General features: G+C 45.5%; 15 protein-coding genes. 10 read left to right on the forward strand and 5 right to left on the reverse strand.

The features are described 5' to 3' along the window. Positions 1–123 precede the first annotated feature (123 nt). Together BLU98_RS17915 and BLU98_RS14945 are read left to right on the forward strand one after the other, a co-directional pair. Positions 124–972 (forward strand): DUF4329 domain-containing protein, encoded by an 849-nt coding sequence (locus tag BLU98_RS17915; protein ID WP_257575023.1) that lies wholly within the window; start codon positions 124–126, stop codon positions 970–972. Then, positions 969–1,634 carry a hypothetical protein gene (locus tag BLU98_RS14945; protein WP_092726237.1) on the forward strand — a complete coding sequence of 222 codons (666 nt, stop codon included), beginning with the start codon at positions 969–971 and terminating at the stop codon, positions 1,632–1,634. The genes BLU98_RS17915 and BLU98_RS14945 overlap by 4 nt, the downstream gene beginning before the upstream one ends. 324 nt (positions 1,635–1,958) lie before the next feature. On the opposite strand, the gene BLU98_RS14950 is transcribed toward BLU98_RS14945, so the two are convergent. Then, positions 1,959–2,396, reverse strand: a complete 438-nt coding sequence (locus tag BLU98_RS14950) for a hypothetical protein (RefSeq protein ID WP_092726239.1) — start codon at positions 2,394–2,396, stop codon at positions 1,959–1,961. Positions 2,397–2,688: 292 nt separating this feature from the next. Here BLU98_RS14950 and BLU98_RS14955 point away from each other — a divergent pair, with 292 nt between their 5' ends. From BLU98_RS14955 to BLU98_RS14980, 6 genes are read left to right on the forward strand one after another with little or no spacing between them, the layout of a single operon-like run. After that, the gene (locus BLU98_RS14955; RefSeq protein ID WP_092726241.1) at positions 2,689–3,285 is read left to right on the forward strand and encodes an acyl carrier protein phosphodiesterase; all 597 of its coding nucleotides are present in this window, start codon (positions 2,689–2,691) and stop codon (positions 3,283–3,285) included. Positions 3,286–3,312: 27 nt separating this feature from the next. Then, the gene (locus tag BLU98_RS14960; protein WP_092726244.1) at positions 3,313–3,921 is read left to right on the forward strand and encodes a DUF2911 domain-containing protein; all 609 of its coding nucleotides are present in this window, start codon (positions 3,313–3,315) and stop codon (positions 3,919–3,921) included. Between the two features lie 9 nt (positions 3,922–3,930). Beyond that, a complete protein-coding gene (locus BLU98_RS14965; RefSeq protein ID WP_092726246.1) occupies positions 3,931–5,070 on the forward strand; it encodes a cystathionine gamma-synthase in 1,140 nt (379 codons plus the stop codon). A 10-nt stretch (positions 5,071–5,080) separates the two neighbouring features. Continuing rightward, entirely contained in the window at positions 5,081–5,857 is a 777-nt protein-coding gene (locus BLU98_RS14970; RefSeq protein ID WP_092726249.1) for a TIGR02757 family protein, read from the forward strand. A 55-nt stretch (positions 5,858–5,912) separates the two neighbouring features. Beyond that, complete coding sequence (locus BLU98_RS14975) at positions 5,913–8,615, forward strand: bifunctional YncE family protein/alkaline phosphatase family protein (protein WP_092726252.1); 2,703 nt, start codon at positions 5,913–5,915, stop codon at positions 8,613–8,615. 16 nt (positions 8,616–8,631) lie between these two features. Further along, the gene (locus BLU98_RS14980) at positions 8,632–8,913 is read left to right on the forward strand and encodes a hypothetical protein (RefSeq protein WP_092726254.1); all 282 of its coding nucleotides are present in this window, start codon (positions 8,632–8,634) and stop codon (positions 8,911–8,913) included. On the opposite strand, the gene BLU98_RS14985 is transcribed toward BLU98_RS14980, so the two are convergent. Then, positions 8,874–11,405 carry a bifunctional glycoside hydrolase family 9 protein/polysaccharide deacetylase gene (locus BLU98_RS14985; RefSeq protein ID WP_092726382.1) on the reverse strand — a complete coding sequence of 844 codons (2,532 nt, stop codon included), beginning with the start codon at positions 11,403–11,405 and terminating at the stop codon, positions 8,874–8,876. The genes BLU98_RS14980 and BLU98_RS14985 overlap by 40 nt on opposite strands. Before the next feature lie 87 nt (positions 11,406–11,492). On the opposite strand from BLU98_RS14985, the gene BLU98_RS14990 reads away from it, so the two are divergent. Further along, complete coding sequence (locus BLU98_RS14990) at positions 11,493–12,497, forward strand: fumarylacetoacetate hydrolase family protein (RefSeq protein ID WP_092726384.1); 1,005 nt, start codon at positions 11,493–11,495, stop codon at positions 12,495–12,497. On the opposite strand, the gene BLU98_RS14995 is transcribed toward BLU98_RS14990, so the two are convergent. From BLU98_RS14995 to BLU98_RS15005, 3 genes are all read right to left on the reverse strand, one after another. After that, on the reverse strand, positions 12,439–13,488 hold the full coding sequence (locus tag BLU98_RS14995) for a glycosyltransferase family protein (RefSeq protein ID WP_092726256.1): 1,050 nt from the start codon (positions 13,486–13,488) through the stop codon (positions 12,439–12,441). The two genes, BLU98_RS14990 and BLU98_RS14995, sit on opposite strands and share 59 nt — an antisense overlap. Next, on the reverse strand, positions 13,485–14,342 hold the full coding sequence (locus tag BLU98_RS15000) for a UDP-2,3-diacylglucosamine diphosphatase (RefSeq protein WP_092726258.1): 858 nt from the start codon (positions 14,340–14,342) through the stop codon (positions 13,485–13,487). The genes BLU98_RS14995 and BLU98_RS15000 overlap by 4 nt, the downstream gene beginning before the upstream one ends. A 103-nt stretch (positions 14,343–14,445) precedes the next feature. Continuing rightward, the gene (locus BLU98_RS15005) at positions 14,446–15,144 is read right to left on the reverse strand and encodes an SDR family oxidoreductase (protein WP_092726260.1); all 699 of its coding nucleotides are present in this window, start codon (positions 15,142–15,144) and stop codon (positions 14,446–14,448) included. 39 nt (positions 15,145–15,183) lie between these two features. Here BLU98_RS15005 and BLU98_RS15010 point away from each other — a divergent pair, with 39 nt between their 5' ends. Then, positions 15,184–15,879, forward strand: coding sequence for a YjjG family noncanonical pyrimidine nucleotidase (locus BLU98_RS15010; protein WP_092726263.1), 696 nt, complete (start codon positions 15,184–15,186; stop codon positions 15,877–15,879). Positions 15,880–15,900 lie beyond the last annotated feature (21 nt).

Here is a 15,900-nt window from a genome sequence, read left to right on the forward strand (position 1 = left end):
AGTTCTTTGACTGGCCGGAAGTGTTGTAAGCGGTGAAGTTGTGCTAAAGCCAAAACTGATGCAGAGGGTGATATCGATGTGTTCTTTGATAACCTGCAAGTAGTGCATAATAGAGGGCCACTTTTGTCTGAAGATCACTACTACCCCTTCGGCCTCTCCATGAGCGGGATATCCTCCAAAGCAGCAGGGAAGATAGAGAACAAGTACAAGTACAACGGTAAGGAGTTACAGCATCAAGAGTTCAGCGATGGTAGTGGATTAGAGTTGTATGATTATGGAGCGAGGATGCAGGACCCACAGATCGGGAGGTGGCACACGGTTGATCCTAAGGCTGATATAAGCAGAAGGTGGTCACCTTACAATTATGCGCTAGACAATCCGATCAGATTCATAGACCCGGATGGAATGTTGGCAATTGATCCAGGTGACAAGTTTAAGACTATCATAGCTGCTGCAAAAGATTTTGGTAAGTTATATAATGACAATTCGATCAGAGAGAATCAGGAATATGGTGCGACAATCTATAAGGCAACAGATAAAAGTGGGAATGCATATTATAGCTATTCAGTGCCCAATACAGGAGGTAGTGCATCGGTTGAAGTTAGTAAAGCTCCTGACGGTACTACACCGGTAGCTGATATTCATTCTCATGGGGCGTCTACAGGAGTGCCTTACAGCGACAATAATTTTTCATCCACTGATAAGCAATCAAATAAATCGGCAAATAATACAGGGTACCTAACTACTCCTGATGGTTCCTTGAAAAAGTATGAACCCAAGGCTGATAAAACGACAGTAATAAGTACGGATTTACCAAGTGACCCTAAAGACCCTGGTAGGAAAAATAGCAATACACCTTATATACTAAAAGGGGATGAACCGAAGAATGAGCCCAAGCCTGAAAATAAAAAGAATGACGCGTTCGCGATTCCGACAATTAAAAAAGAAGATTTAAAAAAGCCAGGATCATGAGAAAGATATTAGTCATTGTTTGTGCAGGAGTTGTAATGGCATCTTGTAAAAACGAAAATAATTCTGCAAATATCAGAAGTATAAACGTTGTTAATGATTCATCAACGTTTCCAAAAGATTCAAACACGTTCTATTTTCCATTGTTGGGAACATCAAGAGATGCAGATGTACTTGATACATTTACAAACTCATGGTATTCAAAGATGTTATTTGGTTTGCATGAGCCAGTGCTATATCAATCTTCGGATACCACTGAAATATTTAGGTTTACTTGGCTAAGAACATTCCATAAGCCTATTGCTATCCGGGTGACTGCTAAGAACGGGGAGCATATATTGACGCTCAAAGTTGCTAGTGGGGCTGGTGGATATGAAGTTGGGAACCTGGTTCGAGACACCTCTTTTTATATTAGTAATAATGAATGGAATGAGTTTTCTTCCAGAATGGGGGCAATAAATTTTTGGAGCTTATCGAGCCAAGATAATAGTCGAGGCAAAGATGGGTCTGAATGGATATTGGAAGGCCGTGGAAATGAGAAATATCATTTTGTGACTCGATGGACACCTAATACAAATGCAACACCCAATAAAGACTATCGAAGCTGTTGCTATTATCTTATACAACTGTCAGGATTGAAGATACCTGATAAGGAGCTCTATTAAGTTAAAACTCTAATTGCGAATAAGGCTATTTTCCTAACTCTTTTCTTTTTATATGATTAAATTCAATTATAACTTTGGTAAAACAAAGAACAGAACCTACATTAATAGTAGAATAAATAATAGCGATCTTAAAAACTAACGTATATTATGTTATAAAATAATAATCTTTCTATTCCATGCTTTTGTGCAGTAATTGAATCAATTGCTCAATCTGCTTATCTTTTACAGCAATTTGTGATGACCAATTATTTAATAGTTCAACATCATTCGTCGATAAATATATAACCAGGCCTTGCTTTTGTAACCCAACTAATCGAACCTCGTTTATTTCCTATTGCTAAATAAGCTAACCCTGCCAAACTCTGATACTTCCAGTATCCGCTTCAGGTTTCCGTTCTCGAGTGATACATAATAATTCGATTCGCCATTGAGATCCATTTTAACGGCCTCTTTCACCTGGTAATCGGGGTAATTTTTCTGGATCTTTTTAACAGCAGATGCGGGCAGTTTGTCGAAACTTACGTGGCGGCTCATACCGATCTGCTCTCCGTCGGATGAATAAAATGCTTCCATCTTTTCACTGTTCAATTCAAAGGCAAAAGAAATGAATTGAGGATTGATGTGCCAGCTAACATTGGTTGCACCGGCGAATGTTGCTTCGAAAGCAGACTTAACACGATAATTCAGGTGTGTAATATCGGCAGCGAATGCGCTGGTTCCGATTGATGCAGCAATCAATACTGCAAGGAATAATTTTTTCATGGTGGTAGTTTTTTTATATAATGATTTGCTTTTCTCTCAATGGCAAGTCAAAAGTATCCTGCATTTTTTCTATTTTTTTTTCAATTATGACCGGTAACCGGCTTTCTGCTTTCGATTGTTATGAGCGGTGTTAATGCCAATGTTAAGGATCGTTAACAATAACCTGTAATTCAATGCTGCAAAGCATTACAGCCGATCCAGCCAATTACCTGGAAATGTCGGTTCGCTGGATCAAATTGTAAACAGTGTGTTAACAGATGGGATGAACGGAAAGAACTAACTTCATATTCCTATGAATTATCTCGCACATGCATACCTTTCTTTTCACCAGCCCGATATCCTGATTGGGAACATGATCAGTGATTTTGTAAAGGGTAAGCAGCAGTTCGATTATACTCCCGGCATCCAGCAAGGCATCCGCCTGCATAGGGCCATCGATGCTTTTACCGATTCGCATTCAGCCACTTTAAAAGCCAAACAATATCTCAAGCCCGCAGCAGGGCGTTATGCCGGTGCTTTTATGGATATTGTATATGATCATTTTCTTGCATTGGATCCGGGAGAAATGCAGGAAAAAGACTGGAGTATGTTCGCGGGTGAAGTGTATGACCAGTTGTTCCTTTCCCGGCCGGTACTTCCCGAAAGTTTCGCCAGCATGCTTCCGTTTATGAGCCGCCAGAACTGGCTCTATAATTACCGGTTCGACTGGGGTATCAGCAGAAGTTTCAAGGGACTGGCATCAAGGGCCCGTTACCTGACGGCCGAGTCGGATGATGTTTTTGCATTATTTGAAACCCATTATCACAGCCTCGGAGAGGCTTATCAGCAATTCTTCCCCGATGTTAAAAACTTTGCTAAAGAAACCCTGGTTGCTCTCATGAAGCAATAGCCATTTATCTTTGCCAAAATTTTCTACATGAGATCGATTGTACTGGGCTGCCTGCTCATCGTGTGTTCCTTTGCTTCCCAAGCACAACAGAAACCTACCGAACTGGACAAATCTCCTATGGATATGAGTTATTGGCCAGACAATTATCCTATCCTCAGGATGAGTGGTAAAGCCAAAGACCAGCCGGTAGCGCGACTGATCTATAGCCGCCCCCTGAAAAGCGGCCGCGACATCTTTGGTGGCATCATCAAATACAATGAGTTATGGCGTTTGGGTGCCAATGAGTCTACTGAGCTGGAACTGTTTAAGAATGTACGCATAGGGGGTAAATTGCTGCCCGCAGGAAGGTATACCATGTATTGCATTCCCGGCGAAAACAAATGGACCATCATCATCAACCGCGATAATTATTGCTGGGGCAGCTTTACCTACGATAGCCGCAAAGATGTACTGAGAACCGATATTGAAGTGGGCCGCAACAACGAAGTCGTGGAAGCTTTCACCATGTATTTCGATGATGCCAGGAACGGCGCCAATCTCATTATTTTATGGGACAATCTCAAAGCTGTAATGCCCATCACCCTCAATGGTGATAATCCGCAACCTTCCAAAAAGAACACACCAAAAAAGAACTAATTTAGTTTTATGAAACTTGCAACCAAATACATACATGCAGGCACTGAGCCTGACCCCTCTACAGGTGCCATCATGACACCCATTTACCAGACTTCTACTTATGTACAGGAAGCCCCTGGCGTAAACAAAGGATATGAATATGCCCGTAGTCAAAACCCTACCCGTAAAGCGCTGGAAGATGCTTACGCACAGATCGAGAACGGCAAGTATGGACTGGCATTCAGCAGCGGTGTGGCTGCCACCGATGCTGTGATCAAACTGCTGGCACCCGGCGACGAAGTGATCGCTGCCAACGACATGTATGGAGGCACTTATCGCTTGTTCACCAAAGTATTTGCCAAATTCGGCATCCGCTTCACTTATGTTGATACTACGGATGCTGCCAATATCAGCAAAGCCATTTCACCCGCCACCAAACTCATCTGGATTGAAACGCCCACCAATCCGCTGATGAACATTACAGATATTGCGGCTGTTGCAGCTATTGCTAAAAAAGCAAATGTGCTGCTTTGCGTAGACAACACGTTCGCATCGCCTTACTTACAGAATCCGTTAGACCTGGGCGCCGATATCGTTATGCATTCTGCCACCAAATACCTGGGTGGACACAGCGATGTGATACAGGGCTGCCTGGTGATGAATGATGCCAACCTGAGAGAACAATTGTATTTCATACAGAAAAGCTGCGGCGCCGTTCCGGGTCCGCAAGACTGTTTCCTCGTATTAAGAGGCATCAAGACCCTGCACGTACGCATGCAGCGTCATTGCGAGAACGGCGAGAAGATAGCGCATTTCTTACGCAATCACCCCAAAGTAGGCAAGGTATACTGGTGCGGTTTCACCGATCATCCGGGTTATGCTGTTGCCGGCAAACAAATGCGTGGCTTCGGTGGTATGATGAGTTTCGAATTGAAAGATGACAGCGCGGAAACAGCAAGAAAAGTATTGGCCGGCACCAAAGTATTTGCACTCGCCGAAAGCCTTGGAGGTGTTGAATCATTGATCAATCACCCCGCATCCATGACCCACGCTTCTATTCCGCGGGAAGAACGTATTAAAAACGGTCTCAGCGACAGCCTTATCCGCCTGAGTGTGGGTATAGAAGATGTGGACGATCTCATAGCCGATCTCAACCAGGCCATCGGGTAAACTGCCGGTTATGAAGCCTGCTTCATTAAAAGCTTTCTTTGATGAAAAAGCGGATCTGTACAACAGACCCGCTTTCATCAAAGATGATCCCATCTGCGTTCCCCATGACTTTTCTAAAAAGCAGGATATAGAAATTGCCGGGTTCTTCGCTTCCATATTCGCCTGGGGTAACAGAACCACCATCATTAGCAAATCCAGGGAATTGATGCAGTTGATGGATCGCAGGCCACATGAATTTTGTCTTCATCATAGCGATGCTGAACTGAAAAAATTGCTGGGCTTTAAACACCGGACTTTCAACAGCACCGACCTGCTTTATTTCATAGCGTTCCTGCAATTCCATTACAGCCGTTACGATTCTCTGGAAGATGCTTTTTTGATGGGTCCTGATCAGGGAGCTTCTTCCACTGTAGAAAACAACCTGATCCACTTTCACGAATATTTTTTTTCGCTGGAGCATGTGCCTCTCCGTACTAAAAAACACATTGCCACTCCTTATAAAGGCTCTACCTGTAAACGGCTCAATATGTTTTTGCGATGGATGGTTCGCAGTGATACCAAAGGCGTTGATTTTGGTCTCTGGAAAAAGATCAGGCCGGCGCAACTGGTTTGCCCTATCGACCTTCATGTGGCCCGGGTTGCCAAACGTTTCCATATCCTGGAAAGAAAACAAATCGATTGGCAGGCGGCGATGGAATTGACTGCCTACCTGCATACATTGGACCCACAGGATCCTGTGAAATATGATTTCGCTTTATTCGGATTGGGTGTTATTGAAAAGTATTAATCATAGGATAACTTGCTACAAAAATTGTAGCATCATATTTCTGCTAAATTGCAACATGAAAAAGTATTTACTGTCTCTTCTTCTCGTTTCTTCATTCCTGTTAACACAGGCACAAGTTGTAAACACTTTACAGGTACCGGGCCGGAAGGCCTTTTGTACAATCGCCGAAAAAGGAGTGTCTGTACTGCCAAGCGGCAGGCAGGTAACACCGGCCGGCGAGCTGATCCGCATTACGCACGACCCTTTTGGCATGGCCTTATCTCCCGACGGAAAAAAAGCAGTAACACTGCACAATGGCGTATTTACCATCATAGACCTGCGTTCCCTGGATGCTACCAGGGTACCCAGTTACGATAAAAAAATCGTCTCTCCTTTATCCAATGGTTCTTTCCTGGGCGTTGCTTTTGCCAACGACTCCAAAACCGTGTACCTCAGCGGAGGTGATAATGGCGCTGTGATCATATATGATATAGAAAAGTTGCAGCGTATCGACTCTCTTTCATTGAACGGAATGGTCAATGGGATTGATTTTGAAGACAGCTTTACTTCAGACCTGGTATTGAATGAACAGGATCATGAGCTCCTGGTGCTGGACAGGGCAAATTTTCGTCTTGTGCGATATGACCTGGCTGGTAAAAAGATCACCGCTTCCATTCCCGCCGGCCGTTTACCATTCGGGTTGGCATTAACGCCCGGCAATAAAATGGCCATGGTAGCCAATGTGGGTATGTACGCCTATCCGTTGATCGAAGGGGTTGATAAAACGAATTACGAGCGTACGATGATCCCCTGGCATCCGTATGCCGATAACAGCGCAGCATCCATCGAAGGCACAACGATCAATGGCGAGAAGATACCTGGTGTGGGAAGTCCTTCTGCACCTGAAGCCATGAGTGTTTATACCATTGATCTTGCCAGCAACCAGGTGATAGACCGGTTTAAAACCGGCCACCAGATTGGCCAGATGGTAGAAGGTGCTGAAGTAGTAGGTGGCGCCAGTCCCAACTCCATTGCTGTAGGCAGCCGCTATGCTTATGTAACCAATGCAACCAACGACAACATTTCCGTCATCGATTATGCGAATCACAAGATCGTGGATCATATCCCCATCAAAGTAGATAACCGCATTGATCATTACCGTGGGTTGCTGCCCTTTGGCCTTACATTGAGTCGTGATGAAAAAACATTGTATGTAGCGCTCCTTGGCTTTAATGCAGTAGCGGTGATCGATGTTGCCAGCGGTCAAACAAAAGGACTTATTCCAACCGGCTGGGGACCAACACGAGTGCTGTTATCGAAAGATGAACAGGAAATCTATGTGATCAGTTGCCGTGGCCTGGGGGCAGGTCCCAATGGCGGCAAGGGTTTTATTAAACCCTTACAGGGAACTTATATTGGTGATATACAACTGGCTACTTTCCAGAAAATACGCATGCCCGATACCAAGCAGTTGGCTGCATATAGCAAACAGGCCATCGATAATACCATGCAAACCGTTGCTGTTACCGATGATGTTAAAAATCCTTTGCCTCCTTTGCCCGCACTCCGTGAAAGCCCGATAAAATACATTGTTTACATTACCAAAGAGAACAGGTCTTACGATGAAGTATTCGGACAATTGAAAACCGGTAAAGGAGATACCACGCTGGCAAGATTTGGCGTAGGTGTGAATGTGTATGGAAAAAATGATACGCTGAAAGTGGCGAAGGCCAAGGTAATGCCCAATCATGCCAAAGCCGCTACTGAATTCGCTTTCAGCGACAATTATTATTGCGACAGCGATGCTTCTATCCATGGTCATCACTGGATGATGGGCGTAATACCTAATGAATGGGTAGAAGCCAATTCAAGCGTTAACAAAACAGCAAAGATTTTTTCAAAAGCCCCCGGGCGTCGGTTCCCAGGCTCTACTGGCAGTATGGATCCGGAAGATTATGCCGAGACGGGTGGTTTATGGGAAGCATTGGAACGGCATCATATTTCATTCTACAACTTTGGCGAGGCCAATGAAACAGCGCATGTAAGGGAAGAATGGTATGATACGCTTACCGGCGCCGCACATGGTGTGATGGTACCCATGCAAAAAGCACTGTGGAGCAGGACCAGTCATAATTACGCAGGTTTCAACACCAATATCCCCGATCAGTTCCGCATGGAGCAGTTCGAGAGTGAGTTCACCAAAAAATGGCTGAAAGGAAAAGAAAAAATGCCGCAACTCATCACCATGCAGGTACCCAACGATCATGGAGCCGGCCCAAGACCGCAGGATGGTTATCCTTATGTGCATTCATACATGGCAGATAACGACCTGGCAGTGGGACGTATCCTGCATTTCCTCTCCCGCACGCCTTACTGGAAAAACATGTTGGTGATCATCACCGAAGACGATCCCCAGGGAGGTGTTGATCATATCGATGCGCACCGCAGTGTGCTGATGATGGCCGGTCCTTATGTGAAAAGAGGTTACACTTCACATACGCATGCGAACTTCGGATCGATCCTCAAAACCATCTACAATATCCTGGGTGTTCCCTATGTAAACCAGTACGATGCTACCGCTTCATTGCTGAGCGATTTCTTTACAACAAAACCCAATTATACCCCTTATACTTTTGTGATGCCGGATAAAAGGATATTCGATCCACAGCAAGCCATGAACCGTTATCATAAAGACATCAACTGGCGAAAAATTGAACGCGGACCCGATATGGATGATGAAGATGAGATGCGCGCTAATCATTATAAGAAACTGCATTAATGCCTATCTTTAGGTTATGTCCGCCACCTATGAAATACAGGAATGGGAACAGATGGATGTTGCAGCGCTGGCAGCCCGCATCAACCGATTGATCACTGATGATTTTTCCGGTTTGATCAACCTGCTCTACCGCCTGGATATCAGTGAGGCAAAACTGAAAAAATTATTATCCGAACACCCGCAAGAAGATGCCGGCAAGATCATTGCTGAACTCATTGTTGAACGGCAGCAGCAGAAATTACAGGCTCGTCAGCAATTTCATCGTGAAGACAATATTCCGGAAGATGAAAAATGGTGATCGATCCGTTTAAAGCTATATCCTTCCTTCTTTAAATAATTGATCAGTTCATTCAACCGGTTATAGAATTTGTCTGTTCTTCGCGGGTCTGTTCCGGCGTGGATTAGCAACACAGCGCCGTTCAGCTTACCGGGTCTTGTTTCGTTGTAGCGGTATAAGCGCTGCAGGATCGTGTCGCTGCTTTTATAAGCAGCGCCCATCTCCGGCCAGGTATAATCTGCATTGGTAATGGTTCCCGGTGTAAAGCTGAACAGGTTAATACCTGTTTCATTACACCACCGCGCAATGGTGTTGTTCCACCATTCATAAGGCGGAATAAAATAACGGTACGATGCATCAGCTATACCCGCCTCTCGCATGGCTTGCAGGTTTTGATTGAGGTCATAAATAAAATCACCGCGTGCAATTAGGGTACTATCACGTTTTCGCCAATCGCAATACAACAGATGCGCATCGGAATGCGGACCCAAATAATGTTGCGCTTCATGCAATGCCCTGATCCCGGGTTGAAAGGATTGATTCCGGTAAAACCGGCCGGTGAAGAAGAAGGAAGCTTTTACATTTTGTTGTTGCAAGATCTTCGTAATCACCGGAAGCCCTTCTCCCCATTCATCACCGGTGAAAACGAGGCTTATTTCTTTGAGAGAAGAATCACCTCTTATGAAAGCCCCGTTAGATGATTCCCGGTTTTGTTGGCTTGCGCGGGTGTTTGTTCCCGTGCGTCTTTCTTTATCATCTTTCAATGCATCTGATTCTTTAGCCGCCAGCAAATAGATCAATGAGGCCGTTCCATCCATGGTAGGTTCATTTGTACTATAGTCGCCATAGTCATCATGATAAACAGCCAGGTCACTTTGAAAAGTTTCATATTCATCGGCATTATTCAAATGAATACCAATCAGGCTTTTGTAAATGCTGGTATATACCGGACCATCTACCAGTCCGCCATCGATCGGGTAATTTTTCAGGTGTGTGAATGCGGAATGCGGATCTTCAGGCGTATCTCCCCAGGCAGGCAATCCGTATACCATACTGGTGCCCCAGGGGTTACAGCCGAATAACCAATCGAGGTTAGCCTGTTCCAGTTCATCATAAGTATCATCATTCGTGAGTTGACGGTACCAATAGCATTGTGTTGTGAATGCAACGGTGAGGTTATTGCTGCACCAGATAAAAGGTATGGCCCTGAAAAAAGCATTGGTGTTGGCTTTCAGCCAGACTTTCTCTATCCCTTTTCGGTAATCATCGATCAGTATTTCACGATTTTTTCCATTCAATTGTTTGGCCAGCTCATAATGACCAACATTCACAAAAGGATACCATTGGTAGTGGTTTGCAGAGTCGGCGCCGAGCCAGGGTGTAACAGGTTCTTCGCGTGCATACCGCAAGGCGGAATCTGTCATTTGTAAGGCTGCGGCAGCGAGTTCCATATCATCCGTCCAATTACCTTCTGCATAGATATAAGGTGAACGTACCGAAGCGGTCTGGCAAACGCCGGGCTGTTTTTGTCCGGCTTCGAACGCTTTTTTCGCTTTATACAAGAGTCGTTCTGAGAAAGCCCGGTCACTGCCTGCATATAATTGCGAAGCCAATGCAAAACTGCTGGCAAATTTTCCGGCAGTGGAAGCAATGCCTGTTGTGGCATTCATGAATTTACCCCGCACTTGTGGTTTGCCCGAACAGAAATAAACCGGGCGCTCTAACCCGCGGCCGTAGTAATTGGTATCTTCTTTGGGAATGCGCATGCCCTTGTGGTCGCGGTCGTCTCCCAATTGATTGAACAACCATCCATCTTTCGGATTCATTTTCAGCAACCAGTCGATCCCCCATCTTGCTTCATCCAGCACATCGGCTACTCCATTGGCGACTTCTAGCCCGTTTGCCTGTTTGGTATCACCAAATACCTGTGGAAAATCGCGGTAAGCGGCGAGCAGGTGATAGGCTGCGTTGGCCGAAGTAGTGGTGTATTGCAGGTAATCACTTGCATCGTGCCATCCTCCTGTTACATCGATGTGTGTACTGTCGGGCATAGGGCCATACAATGTGTAGCCGTCGTGCGTGTGGCAGCTGTCTTTCAAAAAAGGGTTGAAACCGCTGCGTTGCTGGCGCATATAGCGCAGGCAAAAATCAGCGGCGCCTTTGTACACATTTTTATCAATGGGAAACACCGGTGATATGGCATCACCCGCTTTAATGAAATACTTGCCAGTTTTGCTGAAACCGGTAAAGTCTATGCGTACGGTTTGTGTAAAAGGTCCATACGCACCATAAGCCGCGGAAAGTTTGCAATTGTAAACAATCTCATGGGTACTGCTGTCTATCAGCACAGCCGTTTCGGGTAGCCGGTTTGTTTTAGCGCACCATACCGCCACTTTGATCCCATTGGGTGTATAACCGAGTTGGTTGATCCTGATCCATGATTCAGCCGGTTCATTTTCCTTGAAAGCAACAGCACCTAACAGCAGCAGTGCTATGCAAAAGATATTTTTCATATAAAGCATGTCGTCTTAAAGATACTGTTGCAGGAACAAGAACCGCCTGTTTTTTTACATTATTTTCGCCAGATCAATTGCGTTTCCATGAAGCTTGTTTCTTATCTCAACGACGGACACGACCAACTGGCTTTCTTAGCAGATGGTTATTTATACGATTGCGACCTGGTTCATCCCGAACTGCCCAACAGCATGAACATGTTCCTGCATTATTGGGATGATATGTTCCCGGTTGCCATGCAGGTAAATAAAGCCATCCTCGAAGGCAGGGTGGGCAAAGACAAAGCCATAGCGCTCGATTCGATCCAGTTGCTGGCGCCGGTACCTTTTCCCACATCATGCAGGGATGGTTATGCATTTCGCCAGCACGTGGCCGCCGCGCGCAGGAACCGCAAAGTGGAGATGGTTCCCGAGTTCGATCAATACCCCATTTTTTATTTTACCAATCATCATAGCATCCAGGGACCGGGTGATATTCTGTGCATGCCCGATCATTTTGAAAAACTGGATTTTGAACTGGAAGCGGCGATCGTTATTTGCAGGCAGGGAAGAAATATCACCGCCGAAAAAGCCGATCATTATATAGGTGGTCTCATGATCATGAACGATATGAGTGCAAGAAGATTGCAGATGGAAGAAATGCTGCTCAACCTGGGGCCTGCAAAAGGAAAAGATTTTTCTACCGTTATCGGCCCCTGCTTAGTAACATTAGATGAACTGGAACATTATGAAATACCCGCCAAGCAAGGGCATATCGGTAAGAGCTGGAACCTCTCTATGAAATGTTGGGTCAATGGTGTTCAGGTGAGCGATGGCAATGTGGGCGATATGGACTGGACCTTCGCCGAAATTATTGAGCGATGCGCTTATGGTGTTACCCTGCATCCGGGTGATGTGATTGGAAGCGGCACAGTGGGAACCGGTTGTTTTCTCGAACTCAACGGCACCGGTAAACTGAACAATCCCGATTATCCGGAACAGTGGCTACAGCCAGGCGATGTGGTGGAAATGGAGATCGAAGGTATTGGTAAGCTTACGAATACGATTGTGAAAGAGGAGAGCGATCACTCCATACTTGCGAAGAAGAAGTAGTTATTTCACGGCCCATTTCTATCGCTTTCTGTACGATCTCGTAAGTTGAATGTGATAACTGCAACGGCTTAACAGGTACGCCTGCCAACCATTTCATCACTTCGAAATAAAAGTCAGGCTTGATGCTATCAATGACTACTGCGTTGAAATCTTTCAGTGCAGCGGCATTACACAATTGTTCGTATTGTCCTTTGATAGGCAGGGCCAGTAATTTTTTTCCCAGGTACAATGCTTCGGCCGGCGTTTCAAATCCAGCGCCTGTGATCACACCATGGGAATGAATGAGGCTTTGCGTAAATCCTTCGTTGCTGATGGGATACAAGGTAACATTGCCTTTCTGCACCCGTTCTTTTACCTTCTTTGAAAATACTTCAAAGCGAACATCCTTCACCTGTTGCAATGCCGGCACCACTACTTCATCGCTATAATGCGAAAGGTAAACGGTAATATGTCCCTCATCGGTAGGTGTTGCCTGCAGTATCTCCTGCTTGATAACCGGTGAGCAGATGAAATCGTCGTATTGCTTGAAATGCAATCCCAGGTATGCTTTGGAAGGTGCATATTGTTTCAGCACCCACTCTCCTGCCATATCTTTTTTATTGCTGCGAGGTGTGTGTTTACTCTGAAAACTCGCCTGGTGTCCGAAGCCAATGCTGGGTACTTTTTTCAAGCGGCAGGCCAGGGCTGTGATGCTTTCAAAATCATTCAGTACAATATCGTATTGTTCAACCGGCAGGTCGCGGGCTTCTTTCCAGATGCGTTTGCAATTGAATGCTGACCAGATGCGACGGTAATCGAGTCCGCCGGTATTACCGTAAAACAAACTCACACCATTACTGCGGTATGCAACAGGCAGGTTGGGTTGTAAATGACTGTTACTGCCACTGAGGAAAACATCCACTTCTCCGTAAGTAGTGAGATAGGGCATCAGCTCCATTGCGCGGCTGATATGCCCATTGCCTGTTGCCTGTACTGCATATAATATCTTCATGACTGCGCAGCTAAAGAGTGAATGAATAAAGCCACTTCATCTGTTACCACGTTCAGTTGCGGCAATTTCTTTTCCATGGTGATCACAGGCGCTTTCATGGCAGCGAACTCCTTTTCATCGTAGTGGAAAATGTTCCACTCGTTCTGTGTATATTCCAGCGCTGTGAGGTTTTCCACCCAATCGCCACTGTTCAGGTACATTACAGATCCATCTTTGGTTACCACTTCTCTTTTCTGAGGTTGGTGTATATGACCGCAGATCACATAATCGTATTTCTTTTCTATAGCCAGTTCCGCAGCGGTTTGTTCAAAATCGCCGATCCAGGCAACCGCTTTTTTCACACTGTTCTTTACTTTCTTACTGAAGCTCATTTTCTCTCTTCCCATTGTCTTCAGGCACCAGTTGATGAAGCGGTTGAGCACGATCAGCAGATCATATCCGTGACCGCCCAGTTTGGCCAGCAATTTGGCGCTGCCTTTCGTGGTAGCATCAAACACATCACCATGGAATATCCAGGTCATTTTGCCATTGATCTCCATCACCACTTTATCGGTGAGCTGGAAATTACCCATTTGCATATCACTGTAACGCCGCAGTATTTCGTCGTGGTTACCCGTAATATAAATTACCCGGGTACCCATGCTCAGCAGGTTCATGATCTCTTTGATCACCTGTGTATGTGGCACGGGGAAATAGCGCTTGTTGAACTGCCATATATCAATGACATCACCATTCAACACCAGTATTTGTGGGTGGATACTTTTGAGGTAGTTCACAATCTCTGTAGCGTGACAACCATAGGTGCCCAGGTGCAGATCACTCATCACTACCACATCTAACGAACGTCTTTCCATACAGGAAGGGGTTTAGCAAAGGTCCCGCCACTATATGAAGTACATGTTATGCGGTCGTTATGGAATTGTTACCCGGCCTCCTCAATCTTTGAGGCACAGTTGGTTACAGGTCGCCTAATTGGGGCCTTAATACGATGTCTTCCACTACTGCCATAGGAGAAAGTTGTGAAGCGGCATAGATCATTTTGGCAACATCTGCTGCTTCCATGATTCTTTTGGGGTCGATATTGAAACCATCCCAACTGGCGCTCATGGTGGCGCCGGGATGCACCGATGTTACTTTAATGCCGTTTGGTTTCAACTCTTCCCGCAGATTTTTGCTGAAACCATATAAAGCAAATTTGCTGATGCTGTAACTGCCTCCGTTGGCATACGCATGCAACGATGCGATGGAGCACATATTAAAAATATGGCCCGATTTTGCTTTGATCATGGCGGGCAACAGGGTTCTGGTGAGATAATAGGCACTGTAGAGATTAGATTGTAACATGGCTTCGAGCTGACCATCGGCTTCATCGTGTACCGATCCGGGTATGAAATGGCCGGCATTGTTCACCAGTACATCCGGTGTTCCGAAGCCCAGGCACCAGTTACCAAAAGCCCACGCTTCTTCTTTCACCGATACATCGGCAGGGCGGGCTTTGATCGTAGCTTGCGGATAAAGGGATTGCAGTTCGCTTACGGCATCGTACAGTTGCTTTTCACCCCTGCTGCACAGGAACAAAGTATTTCCCGCTGCTGCAAACTGTTCAGCCACTGCTTTTCCAATCCCTTTGGATGCTCCTGTGATAACGATGTTCATAATGCCGCGTTTAAAATCCGAAGTTAATACCTTTGCCCCATGAAATACCGTCACCTTTTCTTTGACCTGGATCATACGTTGTGGGATTTCGAAACCAATGCTAAGGAAACACTGAAGGACCTGTATCAATCCAATGCCTTGCATGAAAGAGGCATCACGGATTTCGATGCGTTCTATGAACGCTATTCTTATCACAATGAGCGTTTGTGGGACAGGTACACCAAAGGATTCATCAAACAGGAAGAACTGCGGTGGAAAAGGGTATGGCTGGCCATGCTCGATTTTAAGATCGCCGATGAACTGCTTGCCCGCGCTTTATCGCAACAATTCCTGGAGCTGTTGCCCAGCAAGACCAATCTCTTTCCTTATACGGTTGAAATATTGGAATACCTGAAAGCGAAGAGCTATCACCTGCACCTGGTAACCAACGGCTTCGAGAAAGTACAGCACAGTAAGCTGAAACAATCCGGACTTGATGGATATTTTGAGGCGGTGATCACATCGGAAGGCAGTAACAGCCTCAAGCCCAACAAAGAAATTTTCGATTATGCATTGGAACAAACCGGTGCCGGCGTAGAAGAAAGTATTATGATCGGCGACAACCTCGATGCGGATATCCAGGGGGGTATCAATGCCGGCTTGGATACCATTTTTGTGAATCATTTGAATGTGGTGCCGCATGTAAAGCCTACTTATACTGTTCACCACCTGAAGGAACTGGAATCTATCTTATAACAAAGGCCCCGCCATGGCGGG

It is taken from the genome of Hydrobacter penzbergensis, from assembly GCF_900106985.1.
GTDB lineage: Bacteria > Bacteroidota > Bacteroidia > Chitinophagales > Chitinophagaceae > Sediminibacterium > Sediminibacterium magnilacihabitans.

What these genes read in the sequence shown, in the direction of transcription:
- BLU98_RS14945 (WP_092726237.1), top strand. Translation starts at nt 969, where the DNA reads ATGAGAAAGATATTAGTCATTGTTTGTGCAGGAGTTGTAATGGCATCT.
- BLU98_RS14950 (WP_092726239.1), bottom strand. Translation starts at nt 2,396, where the DNA reads ATGAAAAAATTATTCCTTGCAGTATTGATTGCTGCATCAATCGGAACC.
- BLU98_RS14955 (WP_092726241.1), top strand. Translation starts at nt 2,689, where the DNA reads ATGAATTATCTCGCACATGCATACCTTTCTTTTCACCAGCCCGATATC.
- BLU98_RS14960 (WP_092726244.1), top strand. Translation starts at nt 3,313, where the DNA reads ATGAGATCGATTGTACTGGGCTGCCTGCTCATCGTGTGTTCCTTTGCT.
- BLU98_RS14965 (WP_092726246.1), top strand. Translation starts at nt 3,931, where the DNA reads ATGAAACTTGCAACCAAATACATACATGCAGGCACTGAGCCTGACCCC.
- BLU98_RS14970 (WP_092726249.1), top strand. Translation starts at nt 5,081, where the DNA reads ATGAAGCCTGCTTCATTAAAAGCTTTCTTTGATGAAAAAGCGGATCTG.
- BLU98_RS14975 (WP_092726252.1), top strand. Translation starts at nt 5,913, where the DNA reads ATGAAAAAGTATTTACTGTCTCTTCTTCTCGTTTCTTCATTCCTGTTA.
- BLU98_RS14980 (WP_092726254.1), top strand. Translation starts at nt 8,632, where the DNA reads ATGTCCGCCACCTATGAAATACAGGAATGGGAACAGATGGATGTTGCA.
- BLU98_RS14985 (WP_092726382.1), bottom strand. Translation starts at nt 11,405, where the DNA reads ATGAAAAATATCTTTTGCATAGCACTGCTGCTGTTAGGTGCTGTTGCT.
- BLU98_RS14990 (WP_092726384.1), top strand. Translation starts at nt 11,493, where the DNA reads ATGAAGCTTGTTTCTTATCTCAACGACGGACACGACCAACTGGCTTTC.
- BLU98_RS14995 (WP_092726256.1), bottom strand. Translation starts at nt 13,488, where the DNA reads ATGAAGATATTATATGCAGTACAGGCAACAGGCAATGGGCATATCAGC.
- BLU98_RS15000 (WP_092726258.1), bottom strand. Translation starts at nt 14,342, where the DNA reads ATGGAAAGACGTTCGTTAGATGTGGTAGTGATGAGTGATCTGCACCTG.
- BLU98_RS15005 (WP_092726260.1), bottom strand. Translation starts at nt 15,144, where the DNA reads ATGAACATCGTTATCACAGGAGCATCCAAAGGGATTGGAAAAGCAGTG.
- BLU98_RS15010 (WP_092726263.1), top strand. Translation starts at nt 15,184, where the DNA reads ATGAAATACCGTCACCTTTTCTTTGACCTGGATCATACGTTGTGGGAT.